The following is a 20,644-nucleotide window of genomic DNA, read 5'->3' as shown; positions in this document are numbered from 1 at the left end:
GATTAAATCTTTGGTGTTAAAAAGCAATTCCATTTTCCCATATATCGCGTGCCTGCTGTTCGGTGGCGGGTAATAGTTTATCAAGGGTAGCGACGGCTTCTTTCTGAATCTGTTCGATGAAAGGCCTGAATTTTTTATTGTAAGTTTTGAAAGCCTTTTGAAAGTCGTGTCCCTCATTTGCAAATGCATCTGCAAGTGCGGTTGCACCGATAATTGCCAGCGAGCCTCCCATACCTGCGGCCGGGGAAGCACAATAGCCTGCATCACCTATAAGTGCTACCCTGCCTTTTGTCCATGAGGGCATTTTGATCTGACAAAATTTATCAAAATAGAAAGAAGATGCCTGCAATAGTTCGGCTTCCAATTCAGCAGCCCGCCAGCTCATGCCTTTCATCTGATTAGAAACAATTTCCTTCAATTGCTGCTGATTGCGGAAATCATAGCTGAGTTCTTTTTCGGGTCTGAAGGTGAAAATGATATCTGTCTTATTGTTATGGGCATAAAGCGCTGCGCCCTTATTCGCTTCTGAATACATTTGATAAGTACCGTTTTCAACCAATAATTTATCTACCACTGCAATTGAAAAATACTGACCTAAAAAATGCGAATACTCCGATTCGTGGCCAAACCAGATTTTACGAACCACTGAATGTATGCCATCGCAGCCGAATACATACGCATACTTTTCTGATGAACCATCTCTAAACGTAACTTCCATTTCATCAGCAGATTCGTTTAACCGTTCGATACTGTTATTGAATATGAACCTTACATCATCTTTAACCAGGTTGTATATCATCCCGAGCAAAGTATCCCGCTCCATTTCAAATTCGGTGTCTGGAAATTCTTCACCCGGGTGTTTTAAAATTAAACTGTAACCCGTTTGGTTTGCAGCGTTTTTAAATTCCCATTTTTCCGGACCTACCCGCTGGGCTTTAATCTGTTCGAAAATTCCCATTCTCTTAACGATCTCTATGGTATCCGCCTTGATATCTACGGGAGTGCCGCCTTTTTTGAGCGAAGCCCCGATTTCGATAACTGTTACATCATAGCCTGACTGTTGCATCCAATAGGCAGTGGTAAGACCAGCAAAACTTGCACCGGATATCAGCACATTTTTATTACGTTTCATTTTCTTGGAGTTTAAATACAGCGCGAAATTCTGCAACTTATCGACAGCAAGAAAGAATAGATCGAAGCAAGTATTGGACTAATCGATGTTTTTATTTCTAAAACCCATTACCGTGTAGCCAGTGGCTTTGGAAAACAACCTGGAGAAATATGGGTAATCAGCATAACCTAAATGAAACGCAATTTCTTTTACCGATTTATCGGTATGGGAGAGAAGCCTTTTCGCCTCCAGGATCACCCTGTCCTGGATCAGCCGCGATACGGAAAGGCCGGTTGCTTTTTTAATGCATTCATTTAGATAGGGAACAGAGATATGCATTAATGCTGCATACTCGCTTGGCCGTTTCAATACCACATACTTTTCTTCCAGTAACTTCCTGAAAGACATCGCCACGCTGTCGAATCGCGAATAAGAATCTTCAGCCTTTTTGTGACTTAAAAATGCGTTTATCAACAAAGCGGTTAAAGCGTTACAGCTGTCTTTTACCAACAAATGGTAAAGTCTATTCTGTTTGTTGCGGTAAAGTTTTAAACTAAGTGAAAAGTGCTCTGAAATTATCTCAAAGGTTTCTATAGTTAGCGGGAGGGGCGCGGTGGGAGTGAGGTCTTGTAATAGGTTGAGGTAAGTTCTGTTCAGGCATTCACTCTGGATGGACATCGAAGATACCGAGATATCATCAATATCGTGCATACAATGTACCTGATCCGGATGGAGGAAAACGATGGCCGGAGCCATAACTTTATAGGTTTTGAAATCAATTTCTATGGTTACCTGTCCTTTTTCGAGAATATGAAAGGTATAACCTTCATCCCGGTGTGCCCTGATCGCGGTTTCTTTTTCGGCAGTAGTAATAAAGTCGATCTTTTTAAAGTCGTTTCTGTCCATAGCAATACCCTGGCTGGAGGTATCTTCCATTGGATTAACCGGTATTTTTCCGCGATTACTTTGCATAAGCCTTATTGTACAAATCAAAGTTTAAATATAAACAACTTTGTTCTCACCTTTTTCCAAAATATAGCGATCTAGGAATAGCTTCTTCTGGTGTAGGTAGTGTAGAATTCCCGACAATAGGGAACATGCAGTAGCAATGAGATGGATAGAAAAACAAAAAACCTTTCACTTCTGAAAGGTTTTTATTCGATTTTTTTGTTGTACTCGGGGCGGGAATCGAACCCGCACGCCTTTGAAAGCACAGGATTTTAAGTCCTGCGTGTCTACCAGTTCCACCACCCGAGCATTAGCCGCTGCCGATCTCCATCGGCTTGGTTAACTTAAAAATAAATGCCTTCTGGTAGGAAGGCATTTGGAGCGAAAGACGAGATTCGAACTCGCGACCCCGACCTTGGCAAGGTCGTGCTCTACCAACTGAGCTACTTTCGCAAAATTAACACATATGTTGTGTTCCTTTGGGGTTGCAAATATAGAAATATAAATATCACTGTCAAAAAATAATTTAATTTTTTTTGCTTTAATCAGTGTTTCCAGTGGTTTTTTATGGCGTATATCACAAAAATCAGTTGATTGAATTTTGATTTTAATTCTGTAAATTTTAAGATTATCAGCTAGTTAAAAGCGGCTTGATCAGCTCAGACGACAAAAATTCCATCAGTTAAAAAAATAAAAAAAAATATGTGGTTGTTCCTGTTATTGTTGATGCCATTCAATATTAACTTTTTTCAGCAAGGATGAAAATCAAAGAAATTTATTTTTTGTGGTGATAGCTGGAATAACATTGCCCCGGGAATTTAAATATTGATTGCTTGCAGATAAAGGTTATTGACGATAAAGCAGCGGTTCACCATCCGAATAAACGCGATTGAATAGTAAAAACTTTTATTAACTTACTCTGGTTTATGGATTGCGCTGAATGATAGCTTTGTATTTCCGGTTTCGGCTGGATATGTCAGGCTTATTTATTAAAGCACATCAGATTAGTTGCCGAATGAAAAGACGAATAGATGCATTCCTCATGATAGCAGTATGCGGGCTTTTGGCCTGTAATGCTAAAACAGCACAGAAGCAAGATTTGGTAAAGGTGAGCCCGGCGCTGCAAAAGCCGCTTGCCGGACAAAAACGAAATAACCGTGGTGAACACATTGACCGGATGACTTTTGTAGAATATCTGGATGATGGTGATTATTTTCAGATTTTGGCAAAGAAAGGCGATAGTACCATTGTGCTGATCAATGAAGCGGATACCACCAGAAACCTGAATCGTGGAGATAAGATACATGTTACCTGGAAAGACGGTACGGTTACCGTTCCGGGAGATCAAGAGGCCGAAATGCCCGCCAGGTTGCTGGTCTCTGTAAAGAAAACGGCCGACGGACCGGTAACGGCCTTCAGAACTAACTATGGTGAAAAAATAAAATATACCTGGTCTACCGAAGAGGAATTTACTTCATCATACCTTGACAAGGTTTATCGCTTAACAGAATATTACCTCACCCAAACCAAAAACTCTTTACTGCGGGCGGCCATAAAAAAACGGGAGGAGCTGACTTATTCTATCGAATCGGCAGAAAGGAACGGTCAGCGCTACAGGGTAATTGGAATTGCACCTATAGGACCAAACGGCAGCAATATTGTTCAGTGGCTTTATGTCGAAGAAGAGAAGGGCCGGGTTTACGAATATGATCTTCCCGGGGATAAACTGGTTGCATTTGATTAACTGAATTTAAACTGATTTACAGAAGTAATGACCAAACTTATTTTAAAATATTGGATCATCGATTTACTGGCAGGCTTCATTTTGTATGTAGCCTACATCATTACCATTATCAATTCATCAGCTTCGGGTAACGGCCTGGAGGCTACTATTCTTTATTTTGCCGATATCGTTTTAGACATTGGTTTTTCGTTATTGTACCTGGCTGCAGCGGTCATTTGTTCTTTCACGGTTCTTTTAAATTTCATTCGGGAAATCAGGAATAGTTCCTTTTTTTCATGGCTTAGCTTTTCAGGTGCACCGGTTTTGCTGATCGGGATGTTTATTGCCAGTTTATCAATGGATGGTTATCATTATAGCAAAAATGTGATGACCAAACTATGGATCTTTGCACTGCTTTATCCGTGTATCACCACAATTTTATATGTGCGGTTTAGAAAGCAATACAGAAACTCAATAGCATTTCCGGTAATGCGCGTCAGCTGAGCATTAGGATTCAACTACAAAAGTGATTAAAACAAAAAAACCTTTCATTTCTGAAAGGTTTTTATTCGATTTTTTTTGATGTACTCGGGGCGGGAATCGAACCCGCACGCCTTTGAAAGCACAGGATTTTAAGTCCTGCGTGTCTACCAGTTCCACCACCCGAGCATTAGCCGCTGCCGATCTCCATCGGCTTGGTTAACTTTAAAATAAATGCCTTCTGGTAGGAAGGCATTTTGGAGCGAAAGACGAGATTCGAACTCGCGACCCCGACCTTGGCAAGGTCGTGCTCTACCAACTGAGCTACTTTCGCATTTACAAAACTGATGTTGTTGTTTCGTTTTGGTGATGCAAATATAGGCAGATTTATATATCTGTCAAGGGATTTTTTATTAAAAATTTAATATTTAATTTAAATTGCTGGCTTTCAGTACAAGTAAAATTAAATCAGTTTCAAATCCTTTTGCCTGAAGGTAGCTCATCAGCTTATTTTTCCGCTTAAATGGATCACTTTCACCCAAACTTTGTACTTTTTTTACTGCTAATTTTTCTATCGTCTGTAAATAATCATCTTCATCGATACTGTAAATTGCTTTTTGTAAAATTTTATCGGGAACACCTTTCAATTTCAAACCCTGCTTTATTTTAATCCGGCCCCAATGTTTGATGTTAAATTTACCCGATGCATAATGTTTGGCAAACCTTTCTTCATTTAAAAAATTGTTGATGATCAGCTCGGTAATAATTTCTTCCAGTTCATCGCCGCGAATGCCCCATTCAACCAGTTTATAGCGCACCTCCTTTTGCGAGCGCTCCTGGTAAACACAAAAACTTTCGGCTTTGGCCAAAGCTTGCTTTTTATCTAATATTACTGCTTCTTCTTTACCGCTTTTCATAATTAATTACTGAAATTCGTAAAAATAAAAGCGATTACCTTATTTTTCTGAATATAATAACATGCAAAATCCCATATATACGGTTTCCAAAATAGCCGAAATTTTAAATGCCAATACCAAATTGTTTGATGGAGAGCTTATTATCCATTACCTGGTTATTGACAGTCGCTCGGTTTTGCTGCCAGAAAGTTCAATGTTTTTTGCGCTTTCTTCACACCGTAACGGACACGAATTTATTAAAGATGCCTATGCAAAGGGAATCAGGAATTTTGTAGTTACTGAAGCAAAATATATTCATGAATATCCAGATGGTAATTTTTTACTCGTAAATGATGCCTTGGCGGCGCTACAAAAATTAAGCGCATATCACCGGAATCAATTTGATTTAAAAACAATCGGTATTACGGGCAGTAACGGGAAAACCATCGTTAAAGAATGGTTATATCAGCTTTTAGCAGCCGACTTTAATATTGTTAAAAGCCCCAAAAGTTATAATTCGCAGATCGGAGTACCGCTTTCTGTATGGCAGATTGAGGCTGAGCATACCCTCGGTATATTTGAGGCCGGTATTTCTGCGGTGAATGAGATGGAACATTTAGCTGAAATAATCCGTCCTGAAATTGGAATTTTAACCAATATCGGTGAGGCCCATGCTGAAGGATTCAGTTCTAAAAAAGAAAAACTTACCGAAAAACTGAAACTCTTTTCAACATCCGAACTATTGATTTACGCACCGGAATATGTTAGTGAAATAGGTATAAAAAACCTGCCTGGTAAAAAACAGTTTAGCTGGAGCAGTAAACAGGCGGCAGATCTGCAGATCACTACTGTTGAACCTATTGAGGGAAGATGTTATTTAAGGGCCATTTATCAAAACAGGGAGATTGAATGTATTCTTCCCTTTAAAGATAAAGCTTCGATAGAAAATGGCATGATCTGCTGGGCAATATTATTGGCTTTGGGTTATACCCCGGAGCAGGCCGATCTGCGGTTGGAGAAACTGAGCCCCGTAAGCATGCGTCTGGAATTAAAAAACGGCATCAACCAATGTTCCGTTATAGACGATTCGTATAGTGCTGATATTTCTTCTTTAGCCATCGCACTCGATTTTTTAAACCAGCAAAACCAGCATCCTAAGAAAACCGTTATCCTTTCCGAATTATTCGAAACTGGCCGAGATGATCTTGATTTGTATACCGAAATAGCCGGGTTGCTATCGCAAAAAAAGATAAACCGTTTAATCGGCATCGGCGCGAACATAGCCCGTTATGCCAATCTGTTTACATTCGAAACGCATTTTTTCGAGGATACCAGTGCTTTTGTTGAAGCTTTTCCGGGTTTACATTTTAACCACGAAACGATACTGGTAAAAGGGGCCAGGCGCTTTGATTTTGGGCGCATCAGTAAATTACTTACCCAAAAAATACACGATACCGTTTTAGAGATCGATCTGAATGCCATGGTGGGAAACCTGCAGTTTTACCGGTCTAAAATAAAGCCTGGCGTTAAAATAATGGCAATGGTTAAGGCCTTTTCTTATGGCAGCGGAAGTTTTGAAATTGCCAATTTATTGCAGTTCCACAAAGTAGATTATTTGGCGGTAGCTTATGCCGATGAGGGCATTGCTTTGCGTAAAGCCGGAATTACTTTGCCTATTATGGTGATGAGCCCGGAAGAATCTGCCTTTGAAGCCATTATTAAACACCGGCTGGAGCCTGAAATTTATAGCGTAGAGATCCTGAATAGTTTTTTGAATGCCTTATCTGATTACGATTTTGATTATCCCATACACCTTAAAATAGATAGTGGCATGCACCGTCTGGGTTTCGATCAGGCTGAAATAGATGCCTTGGCCGTCCTGCTAAAAGATTCGGCCAGGCTAAAAGTACAGAGTATTTTCTCTCACCTGGTGGCTAGCGATGCTGCAGAACATGATGGATTTACCCAGCACCAGATTGATGTATTTAAAATCGTAGCGACTCAATTGGTTAATATTTTAGGTTATAAGCCATTATTACATATCTCGAATACTTCTGGCATCTCACGCTGGCCTGATGCGCAAATGGATATGGTACGTTTGGGTATAGGTTTGTATGGTTTTGATTCTGCGGTAACCAATAACCGCGGTTTGCAAACGGTAATGGTGCTTAAAACAACCGTTACCCAAGTGAAGCAGTTGGCGCCGGGCGAAACTGTAGGTTATGGAAGGAGGGGAGTTATGGCAAACGGGGGAAAAATTGCAACCGTAAAAATTGGTTACGCAGATGGCTACACCAGGTATTTTGGCAATGGCGTTGGCAAAATGCTCATCAACGGCCATTTAGTGCCTACAATTGGCTCAATTTGTATGGATATGACCATGCTGGATGTGACAGACATCGAGGTGAAACCCGGAGATGAAGCTATCGTTTTCAATAAGGAGCATACCATTATGCAGCTGGCTAAAGATATCGGTACCATTCCTTACGAAATCCTGACCAATATTTCGCAGCGGGTTAAACGTGTATATTTCTATGAATAACGCATTGGTTTAGTTCACCAGTCATGTAGTACGCCAAATCGACAATTGGTCGGGGATGTTCCCTGGTCATGAGTATGGCAGACTGCATAATGGATATTTACACATTAATTTCTGTTAAATAGGCTAAGTAATAGTCTAATGATAGATCGCACATTTATACCCTGCACCAATGAACTAATGACTAGTGAACAAATGAACTAAAAAAACACTAATTTTACACCATGAATAGAGTTGGGAAAGCCATATTAAACTATCTGATTAAAGGTTTATTAATTGTGGTACCCATTGCGGTGAGTATTTTTATTGTCGTTTGGGCGGTTACCACAGTTGATAGCTGGTTAAATGTAAAAAATGTGCTTGGTGTAAATCCACTTACCGGCGAAAGCAGGAATATTCCGGGCCTGGGTTTGCTTACCGTTTTGACGATTATTTTGCTGGCCGGCATTTTTGTAACCAATTTGGTTACCGAGCCCATGTACAACTGGTTTCAGCGGATGATGAAACGCCTGCCGCTGTTTAATTTCATCTACTCTTCCATAAAAGATTTAACCGAAGCCTTTGTAGGCGACGAGAAGAAATTTAACCACCCGGTATTGGTTGAGGTAGAAGGCGGTTTAAAAAAAATTGGTTTTTTAACACAAAACGATTTGCATAAACTGGATTTACCCAATGAAGTGGCGGTTTATTTTCCGCTCTCTTATTCCTTTGCTGGTCAGCTGTGTATTGTGCAGCGTGATAAGGTTACTGATTTAAAAATGACAGCAGCTGATGCCATGAAACTGGTGGTTAGTGGTGGAGTAAGCGGACTCTAGATCGCTCTTTTCAAAGTAATTACGATCGTCAAATCCGGTGTCCTTAAGCACAGAATCAGAAAGTGTAAAATCAATATAAATTTGATGGAGTTTCGATTTACGTTTACTTTACCGTATAAAAAACCAAAGTGGTTGTGATTGCGTAAGTATGCAAATACGCAATCATTATGGAACATAAGGGAAAATTCATTAAAAGAGCATCACTTGATATTAACCAGCTGGACAGCATTAGAATTGGGGATTTTTTATCAGATGAATACGGCAAATCCGGCAAAGTGTGCGAAATTGAAAAGGTGGAGCGCTATGGTGAATACCACTATTATTTCAAACTATCTAAAACGGGCACGATATTAATTATCCTTTAATTTTATTGGCATTACGTGATCAGTTTTTGCTGGATACTTCCTGTCTGCTGTGCGAGAGCGCAAAGAGAACCATTGATCATTTGTGCCTAGGGCGATTATTATAGAAAATAAGTTGAACGCTTTCAACGTCAACCTATTTGTATTATAAAAAAAATTAATATCACTTCAAGCTCACCTGCGCTGAGCTTGAAGTGATGGATCTGGATTAGACTTTCTTTAACCCTTTTTCGTTAAAATTTATAAGACAAGGTAGTGGCAAATTGGCGCGGAGCAATGGGATTTACACTATAGTTTTCGTGCACAAAATAATTCAGTGCATTGGTAAGGTTAGAAACTTTTGCAAGCAGCGAGAACTTTTTCCAGCTGTACCCCGCAGAAAGATCAAATGTGGTAAAGGCGCTTAACGGGATTAGCCTTAGTGTTGTCGCATTTTTAGCATCGTTCCAGCCGCCGTTGCGTTTGCCGGTATAAAATGCAGAGGCACCCAATTTTAAACCTTTTATTGCTCCATCCTGGAAAGTATAGAATAAGGTTGCGTTCGCCGTGTTTTTTGTTGTACCCACCAGGCGAACATTTTCAATCATACCGGTAACATCAGGCGTGTTGGTAAAGCGCATAAAGTTGTAGCTAAATCCTGCCGTGAAATTTAAACCGGTTAAGATAGCGCCTGTTAAATCGATTTCAAGCCCGTCACTTACGGTAGTTCCGTTTAATTGTTTGAGGTTGGTGTTGGAGTTAAGGTTACCATTTTGATCGTACATAGCGGTTTGCGCAGTGTTGTTGTTCCTGATTTTGTAATAAGTTAGATTGGCCGATAACCTACCTCCGAATAGATCATTTTTTATACCAGCCTCATATTGATCTACCAATGATGGCGGAAGCGCCTCAAAATAAATGTCGGTACCGGTATTGGTAATAAAGTTGCCCGCATAGCTGATGTACAGCGATGTAGTTTTAAGAGGCTGGTATATTAATCCTAATTTAGGAGAAAAAGCATCATCAAACTTTGTTGCGCCCGGTGTAGTTATTCCGGTTTCTAAATTCAAGGCCCTTGAACTGGCATTTTTCTGGTCTGTATAACGTAGACCTGCCAAAACCTTAAATTGCTCAGTTACTTCGATCAAGTCCTGAACAAAAGCACCATATCTGTATATCGGTGCAAGTGTGCTGGTTATGGCAAAAGCTTCAGGCATTACCCCTGAACCATAATAGGTGGCCGGATCAAATACATTTACATTGCCATAATTTAAGGTTGTGATATTGGCACCCTTCGCATCTTTACCATAAGCGAAGGCATTACTGGTTACTCTGGATTGATCGGCATCTGCACCAAATAAAACGGTATGTTTAATCTTTCCCGTATGGAAACTCCCGTTAACATTAATTTGCTGGTTATAAGTAAATTCTTTACTAAGTGCTCTCGAAAGATTTCTCGCTGCAATACCCGATGTATTGGCTTGGATGCGGTCAGATCCATAATAATTACGATTGTAAGATTGGAAGGAACCAATGGCATTTAACTTCCAGTTGCTGTTAAATTTATGGGTGATATTGGCCTGTGCAGTAGCCGTATTTGTTTTATTGTAAGCCCATGGTGTGTTGATGAATGCACTTCGTCCAAAATCTACAATCTGGTTATTCACCGATCCCACACCAAAATCGGGCGTGAAATCACTTTTCAAATAATCACCCTGGATCAAAATTTCCGTTTGCTCACTTATCTGATATAACATTGATGGATTAACATAAAAACGTTTTGATTTTACATTATCCCGAAAACTTCCTGCATTTTCATAAGTGCTGATTGCCCTAAAGGCTAGTTTCTTGGATATCGGACCGTAAAAATCAATCATTGGCTTGTATTGATCATAACTACCTGTCCGCATACTGATTTCACCACCAGTTTCAAATTTAGGCTTTTTAGTCACCATATTTACAACGGCTCCACCGGTTACACCACCATAAAGTAAAGCAGCACTACCTTTTAACACTTCTACTGATTCAAGTGTACTCGCTTCCGGGCTGCCGCCAATAGTTGTTCTTGCGCCATTTTTAAAAATGTTATTGCTGCCCAGGCTATAACCCCTGGCATAGAAGTTTTCGCCAACGGCCCCGCGATTGGCACCTAAAGCAACGCCATTTACATTTTTCATGACATCACCAAGGGTATTTGCTTGCTGATCCGTAATAACCTGATTTCCTATAATTTGCACAGCCTGTGGAAGATCAATAGGCGCAATGGCAATTTTACCTAAATTAACCGGCTTTCTATTGGGAGTTTTATAACCATTAACCGCTACTTCATCTAATTGCGAAGATGATTCTGCTATGGTAAAATCGGCATTTACGGTTTGACCGTTAGTTACCACAACTGACCTTTCCTGTGCAGAAATGCCTACAGAAGATATCTTGATGATGTAAGTGCCAGACGGAACATTCTTGATCGTGAAATTACCTTTTTCGTCAGTTTGGGTGGTTTTACCTGTATTTTTCAAACCAACATTGATGTAACCTGCCGGGATGCCATCGCTGGTTTTGATAAGACCTGCAATTGACCCTGTTTTATCTTGTGCCATGATATTTCCTGTCAAAACCAGAAAAAGGACAATGAAATTTAAAAGAAACGTAAAATTTTTATTCATTTTATTTAGATTGATTCTTATTTGGCGCAAAGAAAACAATTTTGCGGGTCAAAATCAAATTATTTTTATTTATTCTAAATAAGCTTAATTGAAATGCTGAACTCCGTTATATGAATTAAAAGGAATGAAAGATTATTAAAATCAACAATTTGGAAGAATAGCCAAACATTTGTGAAGTTAGGCTTGTATCATAACTAGTTCAATTGGTTTATTCAACATATTGTCGTAGCCCGGTTTTAATTTAAAGTATAAATGGAAAGATATTCAAAAGTTTTAAGCAATGATCAGCTTTTAGAGGTTCTTTCTTTATCAAAAGATGCAACAGCTATCTACACATCAGCGGATATTGTAATTGAAATGGCTAATGATGCCATGATTGATTTTTGGGGCAAAGACCGGTCTATTATCGGTAAACCACTGGAACATGCCGTGCCCGAATTAAAGGGGCAGCCTTTTATCCATATGCTAAAAAACGTAATGTTAACAGGAGTTACCGATAAAGGTAACGCAATACCGGCTGAAACGATGAGGGATGGGAGGCTTCAAACTGCTTATTATAGCTACGAATACCGGGCAATAAAAGATGAGTCTGGAATTCCATATTGTATTCTTCATACGGCAAGTGATGTTACCGACATGGTAAAAGCCGAAAACGCCATTAAAGAAACTGAACTACAGCGTGAAGCACTCGATCAGGAACAGATTTTAATCAGTATAAAGGAAGAACAACAAAAAAATGATTTTATCAGCATGGTAAGCCATGAACTGAAAACACCTTTAACATCCATCAGTGCTTACGTACAACTGATGCAGAGTAAAAACCTGGCAGATGTTTTTGTGACAAACACATTGGCGAAGGTTCAGAAGCAGATTCGCAAAATGAGTACCCTGATCAGTTCTTTTTTAAATGTATCGCGTTTGGAATCGGGAGAAATCCAATTGAATTTATCGCATTTTGACCTGGATAAGGTAGCCTTGGATGTGGTAGAAGACTTAAGGTTAATTTATCCCGGTAATCAAATCGATTTTGAAGCAGGGGCATCTAAATTAATTTACGCCGATAAAGATAAAATTGGTTCTGTTATTTCAAATCTGATCAGCAATGCCGTAAAATATTCAGATTTAAACAGCACGGTTTTAGTTAAATCGGTGATCAGCGACAATGATGTTCATGTATCGGTAACTGACTTTGGTATTGGTATTCAGGCCCATGATCTGGAAAAACTTTTTGACCGGTTTTATCGTGTTTCAAGCCAGCAGACCAGAACCATTTCGGGATTTGGAATAGGGTTGTACCTGAGCGCTGAGATCATTAATTCGCATAAAGCTAAAATCTGGGCAGAAAGTGAATATGGCAAAGGTTCTACCTTTCATTTCCGTATTCCACTTGCTTCTTAATCCACTAATCTAAAATAAACAACACAATTAAAATGCTCATTTGTTATCATTAAATGAGCATTTCGTCTATAAACCCTATAAATGGGGAAATCATAAAAAAATACCGGGAAGATACTGATCATTCGATCGGTCAGAAGATAGATCAGGCGCATCAGGCATGGTTAAACTATAAGGAAACTGATTTCGAAACCCGTTCCGGATTACTGTTGCAGGTTTCAAAACTTTTAACCGGGCGCAAGGATGAGTTGGCCGGACTGATGGCCTTAGAAATGGGCAAACCATTAAAGGCCGGTGTGTCCGAAATACTTAAATGTGCCGCCGTTTGCGAATATTATGCTAAAAATGGATCCGGATTTTTAGCCGATCAGCTCATCGAAACAGATGCGTCCAAAAGTTATGTGAGCTTTCAACCTATCGGTGTGGTACTGGCTATTATGCCCTGGAATTTCCCATTCTGGCAGGTATTTCGCTTTCTTGCTCCCGCCTTAATGGCCGGCAATGCGGGTGTATTGAAACACTCATCGGGTGTTACCGGCTGCGCGCTAGAAATAGAAAGGATAATTGAGGATGCAGGATTTCCGGAACACGTTTTTAAAACGCTGATCTGCAGCAGTAAGGCCATCCCGAAAGTAATTGAAAATCCATATATCAAGGCGGTAACATTAACGGGTAGTACCGAAGCAGGCAAAAAAGTAGCGGAACAGGCAGGCAAACTGATTAAAAAAACAGTTCTGGAACTTGGAGGTAGCGATCCGTATATTATTTTGGAAGATGCAGATTTGGAAGAGGCAGCAAAAATATGTGCCGAAGCCAGGTTGATCAACAACGGACAAAGCTGTATTGCCGCTAAACGCTTCATTGTACAAGCATCAGTAGCAGAAAAATTTACGCAACTTTTTAAAGGCGAAATGGAAAGCAAAAGAACGGGCGATCCACTATTGGCTGAAACAGATCTTGGACCAATGGCCAGGGCCGAACTTCGCGATGAACTGCATCAACAAGTACTAAAAAGCATAGAACAAGGGGCAAAATGTATCCTGGGAGGCGAGATTCCGTCTATTGCAGGTCACCATGCCTATTATCAACCCACTATTTTAACCCAGGTAAATAAAGGCGTACTGGCATATGATGAGGAACTGTTTGGTCCGGTAGCTGCCATCATTACTGCAAAAGATGCCGATGACGCCATCCATATTGCTAATGATACCAATTTTGGACTAGGGGCGGCTGTTTTTACTAAAAACAACGCACTGGCAGAAGATATTGCGCGTAATAAACTGGCGGCAGGCTCCTGTTTTGTAAACCAGGGCGTAAAATCAGATGTTGCTTTGCCTTTCGGTGGTATCAATCAGTCTGGCTACGGCCGAGAGTTAAGCATGTTTGGTATCCATGAGTTTGTGAATATTAAAACAGTATATATCAAATAATAATATCCTAATATGAAAGCAGTTAGAATCCATGAGTATGGCGGTCCGGAAGTGTTATCAATTGACGAAATTCCAATCCCCCAACCAGCTCCCGACGAAGTATTGATCAAAGTGCATTCAACCAGCGTTAATCCGGTTGATTGGAAAATCAGGGAAGGACAACGTAAAGATAAATTTTCCGCAAAATTACCTTTAACATTGGGCTGGGACGTTTCCGGTACCGTGGAGGAAATTGGAGAAAAAGTAAGCGCCTTTAAAAAAGGTGATGAAGTATATGGTAGACCTGATCCAACAAAAAATGGGGCCTATGCCGAATACATCGTAGTAAAAGCCAATATCATCAGTTTGAAACCGACGAGTATAGGACATACCGAAGCAGCTGCTGTGCCTTTGGCCGGCTTAACCGCATGGCAGGGTCTATTCGATCATGGTTTGCTGAAATCCGGACAAAAAGTATTGATCCATGCTGCAGCTGGTGGCGTAGGTACGTATGCTGTACAATTTGCAAAATGGAAAGGTGCTTATGTTATCGGTACCGCATCAGATACTAATACCGACTTCTTGAAGCGTTTGGGCGTTGATGAAGTGATAGATTATAAAATGGAGGATTTTGAGTCTGTGGTAAAAGATGTGGATCTTGTTTTGGATACAGTTGGAAAAGAAACGCAGCTCAAATCATTAAATATATTAAAAGAAGGCGGACGCGTAATTACGACTTTAATGCCGGAATTTGTGGCCGAAGCCAAGGTTAAAAAAGTTCACCTGATTGGTTTTATGGCGCAGTCCATTCCTGCACAACTGACTGAAATAGCCGGTTTGATAGATTCAGGAAAAGTTAAACCCATTATTGATAAAGTTTTGCCTTTTACGAGTGCAAAACAGGCGCAAATGGAAAGTGAACAAGGGCATACGAGAGGAAAAATTGTTTTGCAGGTGATTTAGCATCAATTATAAAGCAGTGCTGAATAAAGAGGGGGGAGATACTTAAAAGATCTCTCCCTGGCCTGCTAAAAATCACCAGTTCATTTGCTTAGCCAATTTAACTGTGTTATTCGAGATGAATATCAGTACTGAAATCATTTTCTGTTACATCAGCAGACTGCGGCTGGATAATCACAAACTTAACCACATTTAATTCTGCTTTAATTTTAGCTCTCAACCTGTCGATAGCATTGGTTAAATCGGTGGTGTTTAATTCTGCATGGAAAGTAAGAATGAGTACCAGTAATACTTCCTTTGGAGATTGATATTGTGATAAAACACTGGTTACGGTAATTACATCCGGATCATTTTCAACCATTTTTTTAATTTTCTGCTGCGTTTCTGATGTTAAACCTTCGCCCATGAGTAGACTGCGGCTCTCTCTCGCGAGTATAAACGATACAAAAATTAGAAGTGTGCCCACTAAAACCGAAGCCAGTCCATCTAAAAATGGTAAATTTAAATTATGGCTAAGTACCATGAAAATAAAAACAATTACCAATCCTAAAACTGCGGCACCATCCTCAAATAGCACTAAAAAGCCAGATGGATCTTTACTTTTAATGATCGCTTTCCACCAGGGTAAACCTTTACGCGTTTTATTAAATTCTTTTATCGCAATGATTAGTGAGGTGCCTTCGAAAATAAAGGATAAACCCAATACCACGTAATTCCATGTTGGATTGCCCAAAACCTCCGGACGGCGGATGTGTGCAATGCCTTGCGAAATTGAAACGACACCGCCTAAACCAAAAATCATAATGGATACAATGAACGACCAGAAATACAGCTCTTTCCCATAACCAAACGGGCGGGATTTATCTGGCGGTTTTACACTTCTTTTTAGCCCATAAAGCAATAAAAGCTGGTTACTGGTATCAACCGTTGAGTGAATGCCTTCTGCAATCATTGAAGAGCTGTTGGTAAACGCTCCAGCTATAAATTTGGTTACGGCGATTAATAAATTGGCTGCTAAGGCACTATAAATAGAATTATTGGCTCTTGCCATAAATTAAGAAATGTAATAGATTCATTTCTTAAACCCATTTAATCTCATTTGGTTTTAGAACAAATGATGAAATTGGGTTAATGCTTATTTCAATCATTGAATGCTCATCTCAATACAATACGTTTAAGATCAGCTTGGCTGATTTTTAACGTCAACAGTTTTAAGACTTATAGATTCCATGATGCTCCATCCGATCGCTATAGAATGAAGCATCATGGCTGTTTACGAATTTTTAAGCTAAAATCTCGTCAATTAATTTGAGTTCGGCTTCGCTAAAGACGATATTATCCAATGCTTTAATTGAATCCGTAATCTGTTCCGGTTTACTTGCACCAATGAGTACCGTCGTGATTCGATTATCTTTCAATATCCACGATAAAGCCATATGCGCCAGCTTTTGTCCACGCGATTGAGCCAGATCATTTAATCTGGAAATTACGGCCAATTTATCTGGCGTGATGTTGCTTTCTTTCAGGAAAATGCCGCTTGTAGCTACCCTTGAGTCAGATGGGATCCCGTGCAAATATTTATCGGTAAGTAAACCTTGCGCCAATGGCGAAAATGGAATACAACCCACACCATTTTGCGATAAAACATCAAGTAAACCATTTTCAACCCAACGTTCAAACATCGAATATTTGGGTTGGTGGATTAAACAAGGCGTACCGTTATCTTTTAAAATCCTGATTGCTTTTTCGGCTTCTTCAGCCTGATAATTCGAAATACCCACATACAATGCTTTTCCCTGCTGCACCAATAGACTCAAAGCACCCATCGTTTCTTCTAATGGTGTTTCAGGATCTGGACGATGGTGGTAAAAAATATCCACATAGTCCAGCTTCATTCGTTTTAAGCTTTGATCTAAACTGGAAACCAGGTACTTTTTTGAACCCCAGTCGCCGTACGGACCATCCCACATGGTATATCCGGCTTTACTTGAAATAATCATTTCATCACGATAGCCTTTAAAATTTTCGTGCAGTATTTTCCCGAAAACTTCCTCAGCCGATCCAGGGGGTGGACCATAATTATTAGCTAAATCGAAATGCGTGATTCCGTTGTTAAAAGCAGTATAGATAAGGTTTTTGCTGTTTTCAAAAACGTTTACATGTCCGAAATTATGCCATAAGCCTAATGATATGAGCGGTAATTTTAGTCCACTGTTTCCGCAACGGCGATATTGCATTTTGTGGTAGCGATCGGTTGAAATAATTTGATTCATGCTTATCATTTGATTGTTGCAATAATAATTAGTTTTGACGGATTTTAGCTGCTGTTGGTTAATATATTCTTAGTTTCATACGTAACCATAAGCGAAACAAATAAGTTGGAGCTTGTTCACCGAAATTCAAAACGATGATCGCTTTAATTACAAGGCGTAAAATCATTATGAACAGAATCCTTTATTGAAATTCCGATCTTCCAATTGTTATTCTACATTTTGTAATGGGTGTTATACAAATCGTATCGTTACGTTTTAATAGTGCTAATATTTGTCTTTTAATTCATCTAAATCGTTTTATTTGTAAAATTAAGCGATATATTTATAATAAAAATCTAAACCAAGTATTCCAATTTATGAAATTAAAATCATTAGCAGGCCTGTGCGTAACGGCTGCAATCGGATTAGCTTCCTGCCAATCCGGAACCGAAAAATCTTCTTCAGCAGATACTTTGAAAAGGGCCCCTTTAGCAGTTGTAAAATTAGTTGCCGATTCTTTTAAAAAAGAAATTGATGGTAAACAGACTGCCTTGTACATTTTAAAAAATAAAAATGGTGCAGAGGCCATTTTTACCAATTACGGTGGTCGCCTGGTTAGTTTAACGGTGCCAGATAAAGATGGGAAGGTGGTAGATGTAGTGGTGGGTTTTAAAAGCATTGGCGATTACGAGAAATCAACCGAGCCTTATTTTGGTGCAACCATTGGCCGTTACGGGAACCGTATAGCCAAAGGAAAATTTACACTGGAGGGCAAAAGCTATTCGCTTTTTACCAATAACGGACAGAATACCCTCCACGGAGGCAAAAAAGGCTTTCAATATGTTGTTTGGGATGCAAGTCAACCTGTAGCCAATAGGTTGATACTGCATTATCTGTCAAAAGATGGAGAAGAAAATTTTCCAGGTAATTTAGATGTTAAAGTGACCTATACCTTAACAGACGAAAATGAATTGAAGATGGATTATGAAGCTAAAACCGATCAAACTACGGTTGTAAATTTAACCAATCACGCGTTTTTTAATTTAAATGGGGATGGAAGTGGAGAAATTTTAAACCATGAGGTGAAGATTTATGCGGATGAATATACACCTGTTGATTCTACCCTGATCCCGACAGGGAAAATAGAAAAGGTTAAAGGCACACCGTTTGATTTTACCACTGCAACAACTATCGGTGCACGCATAAATGATAAAAACGAGCAGTTAACTTTTGGTAAAGGTTATGATCACAATTATGTGCTTAATAAAACCAAAGCTATGGGCATGTTTCATGCGGCTACGGTAAAAGGAGACCAGTCGGGCATCATTATGGACATTTATACACAGGAGCCAGGTCTGCAATTCTATAGCGGAAATTTTATGCAAAGCAAAAATACCTTTAAAAGTGGTGCTAAAGATGATTTTAGAACGGCAATTGCCATGGAAACACAACACTTTCCAGATTCACCCAACCAACCTGCTTTTCCGTCAACGGTTTTAAAACCAGGCCAGATTTATAAAACAAGCTCTATATACAAATTCAGTAAATAATCTGTCTGGTGACTGATTTAATGAAAATGATGATGAAACGTGCGGCCTGACTAATTCGGGCCGTATTGTTTTAGAAAAGTTCCTGTAACACGGGGTCAGTATAATCTTCTATAAATGCAATAATGTTATGATAGGCGGAAAATTCTGCTCTGGTGTGCATGGTTGTAAGTACAACACATTTCATTCCGGCATTTTGCGCCGCCTCAACACCTTTTGGTGCATCTTCAAAAACAATACATTGGTTAGCGGCCACACCCAAAATTTCAGCACCTTTGGTAAAGGTTTCAGGATCTGGTTTACTGTTCGCCACATCTTCGGCACTTACTATTGCTTTAAAATAAGAACGGATATTTAAGTTATCGAGCACAAAGTTGATGTTGAAAGGAATGGCTGCCGAACCGATGGCCATCTGGATACCTGATTGTTTTGCTTTTTCCAAAAAATCGCCCAAACCGGTTATTAACGCCAAATGCGCTCTATACGCGGCCTGATACCTGCGTTCTTTTTCGATGGAAATCTGATCAATTTGTTCCTGGGTGAAATGGCCCACGCCAAAAACACGTTCCAGCAAATCCTGGTTTTTGCCATACATCTGTTTCTTAACAGCGTCAAAACTGATGTTGGCACCTAAATCATGTGTAAGAATATCGTGCCAGGCTTTGTTGTGGAAAGCCATATCATTAATCATGGTACCGTTGAGGTCAAAAAGGAAAGCTTTGGGTTTATCGTTCATCATAGCGGCAAAATTATTATAATTTTTATTATTAAGTTAAAAGATACTTTGTCAAAACAAATAACCAAAATATAAATGCCTGAAGCTGTGTCACAATCAACCGATAAGACCATATATTCCTAAATATAATTTTTAACAGTCAGGCGCGTTTTTATCCTTTGGAAATCCTGTGTTCAAATAATAACTTGCACATGTTATAAAACCATGATCGATATGATGACCGATGCCTATGATGAGGGCGATGCTTTTATCAAATATTTAAATGAGCTGCAGCCATTAAGAAAAGAAATAATTGATCGGGTAAAGAAAGAGACATTTAAAATAGTGGTGCGGAAGAATGAGATTTTGCCTGAGTTAAACCACATTAACGGAGATTGTTTGTTCTTTATCCTTAAGGGATTGGTACGCGCTTTTATATTAGATGAAGGAAAGGACATTACCGCATGGTTAACAGCTGAAAATCAAATGATCGGGAAGATTAGAAATCCCGGGACACTCGTGCCAACCTACCCGGAACAATATCAGGCATTGGAAGATTCTGAACTGCTTATACTTCCTTACCGTTTTATCGACGATCTGTATGTTAAATTTCCTGAAACCAATATTTTGGCCAGAAAATTATTGGCTATACATTATCATACTTCGCAGGAAAGGTCTGTTTTATCACGAATTCCTTCGGCTGAAATCAGGTATAAACAATTCCAAGCAGGTTTTCCCGCGATAAAGTCCAGAGTTCCGCTAAAATTTCTGGCGAGCTATTTAGGCATGCGGATTGAAACTTTAAGCAGGGTAAGGAAGAAAGAAAAACTGCAGGCAAAAGCTTAAT

The 20,644-nt window shown here is 39.5% G+C and carries 17 protein-coding genes and 4 tRNA genes; 10 read left to right on the top strand and 11 right to left on the bottom strand.

The genetic code is table 11. The annotated features are described in order from the left end of the window. Positions 1 to 16 precede the first annotated feature (16 nt). The 4 genes from BM107_RS02825 to BM107_RS02810 form a co-directional block, all read right to left on the bottom strand. Positions 17 to 1,132: an FAD-dependent monooxygenase gene (locus BM107_RS02825; RefSeq protein WP_090980090.1), complete on the bottom strand. Its 1,116-nt coding sequence runs from the start codon at positions 1,130 to 1,132 to the stop codon at positions 17 to 19. A gap of 78 nt (positions 1,133 to 1,210) precedes the next feature. Continuing rightward, positions 1,211 to 2,083, bottom strand: a complete 873-nt coding sequence (locus tag BM107_RS02820; RefSeq protein ID WP_244278713.1) for a helix-turn-helix domain-containing protein — start codon at positions 2,081 to 2,083, stop codon at positions 1,211 to 1,213. Between the two features lie 201 nt (positions 2,084 to 2,284). Then, positions 2,285 to 2,368 (bottom strand) — tRNA-Leu (locus tag BM107_RS02815). Between the two features lie 68 nt (positions 2,369 to 2,436). Continuing rightward, positions 2,437 to 2,512 (bottom strand) — tRNA-Gly (locus BM107_RS02810). 589 nt (positions 2,513 to 3,101) lie between these two features. On the opposite strand from BM107_RS02810, the gene BM107_RS02805 reads away from it, so the two are divergent. Both BM107_RS02805 and BM107_RS02800 read left to right on the top strand, forming a co-directional pair. Beyond that, complete coding sequence (locus BM107_RS02805) at positions 3,102 to 3,803, top strand: hypothetical protein (protein ID WP_159435185.1); 702 nt, start codon at positions 3,102 to 3,104, stop codon at positions 3,801 to 3,803. 27 nt (positions 3,804 to 3,830) lie between these two features. Further along, positions 3,831 to 4,286 (top strand): hypothetical protein, encoded by a 456-nt coding sequence (locus BM107_RS02800; protein WP_090980087.1) that lies wholly within the window; start codon positions 3,831 to 3,833, stop codon positions 4,284 to 4,286. An 81-nt stretch (positions 4,287 to 4,367) separates the two neighbouring features. Here the strand turns inward: BM107_RS02800 and BM107_RS02795 are convergent. The 3 genes from BM107_RS02795 to BM107_RS02785 form a co-directional block, all read right to left on the bottom strand. After that, positions 4,368 to 4,451 (bottom strand) — tRNA-Leu (locus BM107_RS02795). 69 nt (positions 4,452 to 4,520) lie between these two features. Next, positions 4,521 to 4,596, bottom strand: a tRNA-Gly gene (locus tag BM107_RS02790). A gap of 94 nt (positions 4,597 to 4,690) precedes the next feature. Next, positions 4,691 to 5,179: a regulatory protein RecX gene (locus BM107_RS02785; RefSeq protein ID WP_090980085.1), complete on the bottom strand. Its 489-nt coding sequence runs from the start codon at positions 5,177 to 5,179 to the stop codon at positions 4,691 to 4,693. A gap of 61 nt (positions 5,180 to 5,240) precedes the next feature. Here BM107_RS02785 and BM107_RS02780 point away from each other — a divergent pair, with 61 nt between their 5' ends. The 3 genes from BM107_RS02780 (at position 5,241) to BM107_RS02770 (ending at position 8,877) form a co-directional block, all read left to right on the top strand. Beyond that, on the top strand, positions 5,241 to 7,700 hold the full coding sequence (locus BM107_RS02780) for a bifunctional UDP-N-acetylmuramoyl-tripeptide:D-alanyl-D-alanine ligase/alanine racemase (protein ID WP_090980083.1): 2,460 nt from the start codon (positions 5,241 to 5,243) through the stop codon (positions 7,698 to 7,700). A 221-nt stretch (positions 7,701 to 7,921) separates the two neighbouring features. Further along, entirely contained in the window at positions 7,922 to 8,512 is a 591-nt protein-coding gene (locus BM107_RS02775) for a DUF502 domain-containing protein (protein WP_090980081.1), read from the top strand. Positions 8,513 to 8,679: 167 nt separating this feature from the next. Beyond that, positions 8,680 to 8,877 carry a hypothetical protein gene (locus tag BM107_RS02770; RefSeq protein WP_090980079.1) on the top strand — a complete coding sequence of 66 codons (198 nt, stop codon included), beginning with the start codon at positions 8,680 to 8,682 and terminating at the stop codon, positions 8,875 to 8,877. A 230-nt stretch (positions 8,878 to 9,107) separates the two neighbouring features. Here the strand turns inward: BM107_RS02770 and BM107_RS02765 are convergent, their stop codons facing one another. Then, entirely contained in the window at positions 9,108 to 11,453 is a 2,346-nt protein-coding gene (locus tag BM107_RS02765) for a TonB-dependent receptor (protein ID WP_244278712.1), read from the bottom strand. Between the two features lie 318 nt (positions 11,454 to 11,771). Here BM107_RS02765 and BM107_RS02760 point away from each other — a divergent pair, with 318 nt between their 5' ends. From BM107_RS02760 to BM107_RS02750, 3 genes are read left to right on the top strand one after another with little or no spacing between them, the layout of a single operon-like run. Then, complete coding sequence (locus BM107_RS02760; RefSeq protein ID WP_090980075.1) at positions 11,772 to 12,917, top strand: PAS domain-containing sensor histidine kinase; 1,146 nt, start codon at positions 11,772 to 11,774, stop codon at positions 12,915 to 12,917. A 53-nt stretch (positions 12,918 to 12,970) separates the two neighbouring features. After that, positions 12,971 to 14,344, top strand: coding sequence for an NAD-dependent succinate-semialdehyde dehydrogenase (locus BM107_RS02755; protein WP_090980073.1), 1,374 nt, complete (start codon positions 12,971 to 12,973; stop codon positions 14,342 to 14,344). A gap of 12 nt (positions 14,345 to 14,356) precedes the next feature. Further along, entirely contained in the window at positions 14,357 to 15,286 is a 930-nt protein-coding gene (locus tag BM107_RS02750; protein ID WP_090980071.1) for an NADP-dependent oxidoreductase, read from the top strand. A 106-nt stretch (positions 15,287 to 15,392) separates the two neighbouring features. Here the strand turns inward: BM107_RS02750 and BM107_RS02745 are convergent, their stop codons facing one another. Then, positions 15,393 to 16,334 carry a cation diffusion facilitator family transporter gene (locus BM107_RS02745; protein WP_090980069.1) on the bottom strand — a complete coding sequence of 314 codons (942 nt, stop codon included), beginning with the start codon at positions 16,332 to 16,334 and terminating at the stop codon, positions 15,393 to 15,395. Positions 16,335 to 16,566: 232 nt separating this feature from the next. Further along, the gene (gene mgrA / locus BM107_RS02740; protein ID WP_090980067.1) at positions 16,567 to 17,556 is read right to left on the bottom strand and encodes an L-glyceraldehyde 3-phosphate reductase; all 990 of its coding nucleotides are present in this window, start codon (positions 17,554 to 17,556) and stop codon (positions 16,567 to 16,569) included. A 356-nt stretch (positions 17,557 to 17,912) separates the two neighbouring features. Here mgrA and BM107_RS02735 point away from each other — a divergent pair, with 356 nt between their 5' ends. After that, the gene (locus BM107_RS02735) at positions 17,913 to 19,085 is read left to right on the top strand and encodes an aldose epimerase family protein (RefSeq protein ID WP_090980065.1); all 1,173 of its coding nucleotides are present in this window, start codon (positions 17,913 to 17,915) and stop codon (positions 19,083 to 19,085) included. Between the two features lie 70 nt (positions 19,086 to 19,155). Here the strand turns inward: BM107_RS02735 and BM107_RS02730 are convergent, their stop codons facing one another. Further along, positions 19,156 to 19,818 (bottom strand): HAD family hydrolase, encoded by a 663-nt coding sequence (locus tag BM107_RS02730; protein WP_090980061.1) that lies wholly within the window; start codon positions 19,816 to 19,818, stop codon positions 19,156 to 19,158. 204 nt (positions 19,819 to 20,022) lie between these two features. On the opposite strand from BM107_RS02730, the gene BM107_RS02725 reads away from it, so the two are divergent. Beyond that, entirely contained in the window at positions 20,023 to 20,643 is a 621-nt protein-coding gene (locus BM107_RS02725; protein WP_090980059.1) for a Crp/Fnr family transcriptional regulator, read from the top strand. The last annotated feature ends 1 nt before the right edge of the window (position 20,644 follow it).

Origin of the sequence: Pedobacter suwonensis (genome assembly GCF_900111825.1) — a bacterium.
GTDB lineage: Bacteria > Bacteroidota > Bacteroidia > Sphingobacteriales > Sphingobacteriaceae > Pedobacter > Pedobacter suwonensis.
This window is presented reverse-complemented; position numbering and strand designations above follow the sequence as displayed.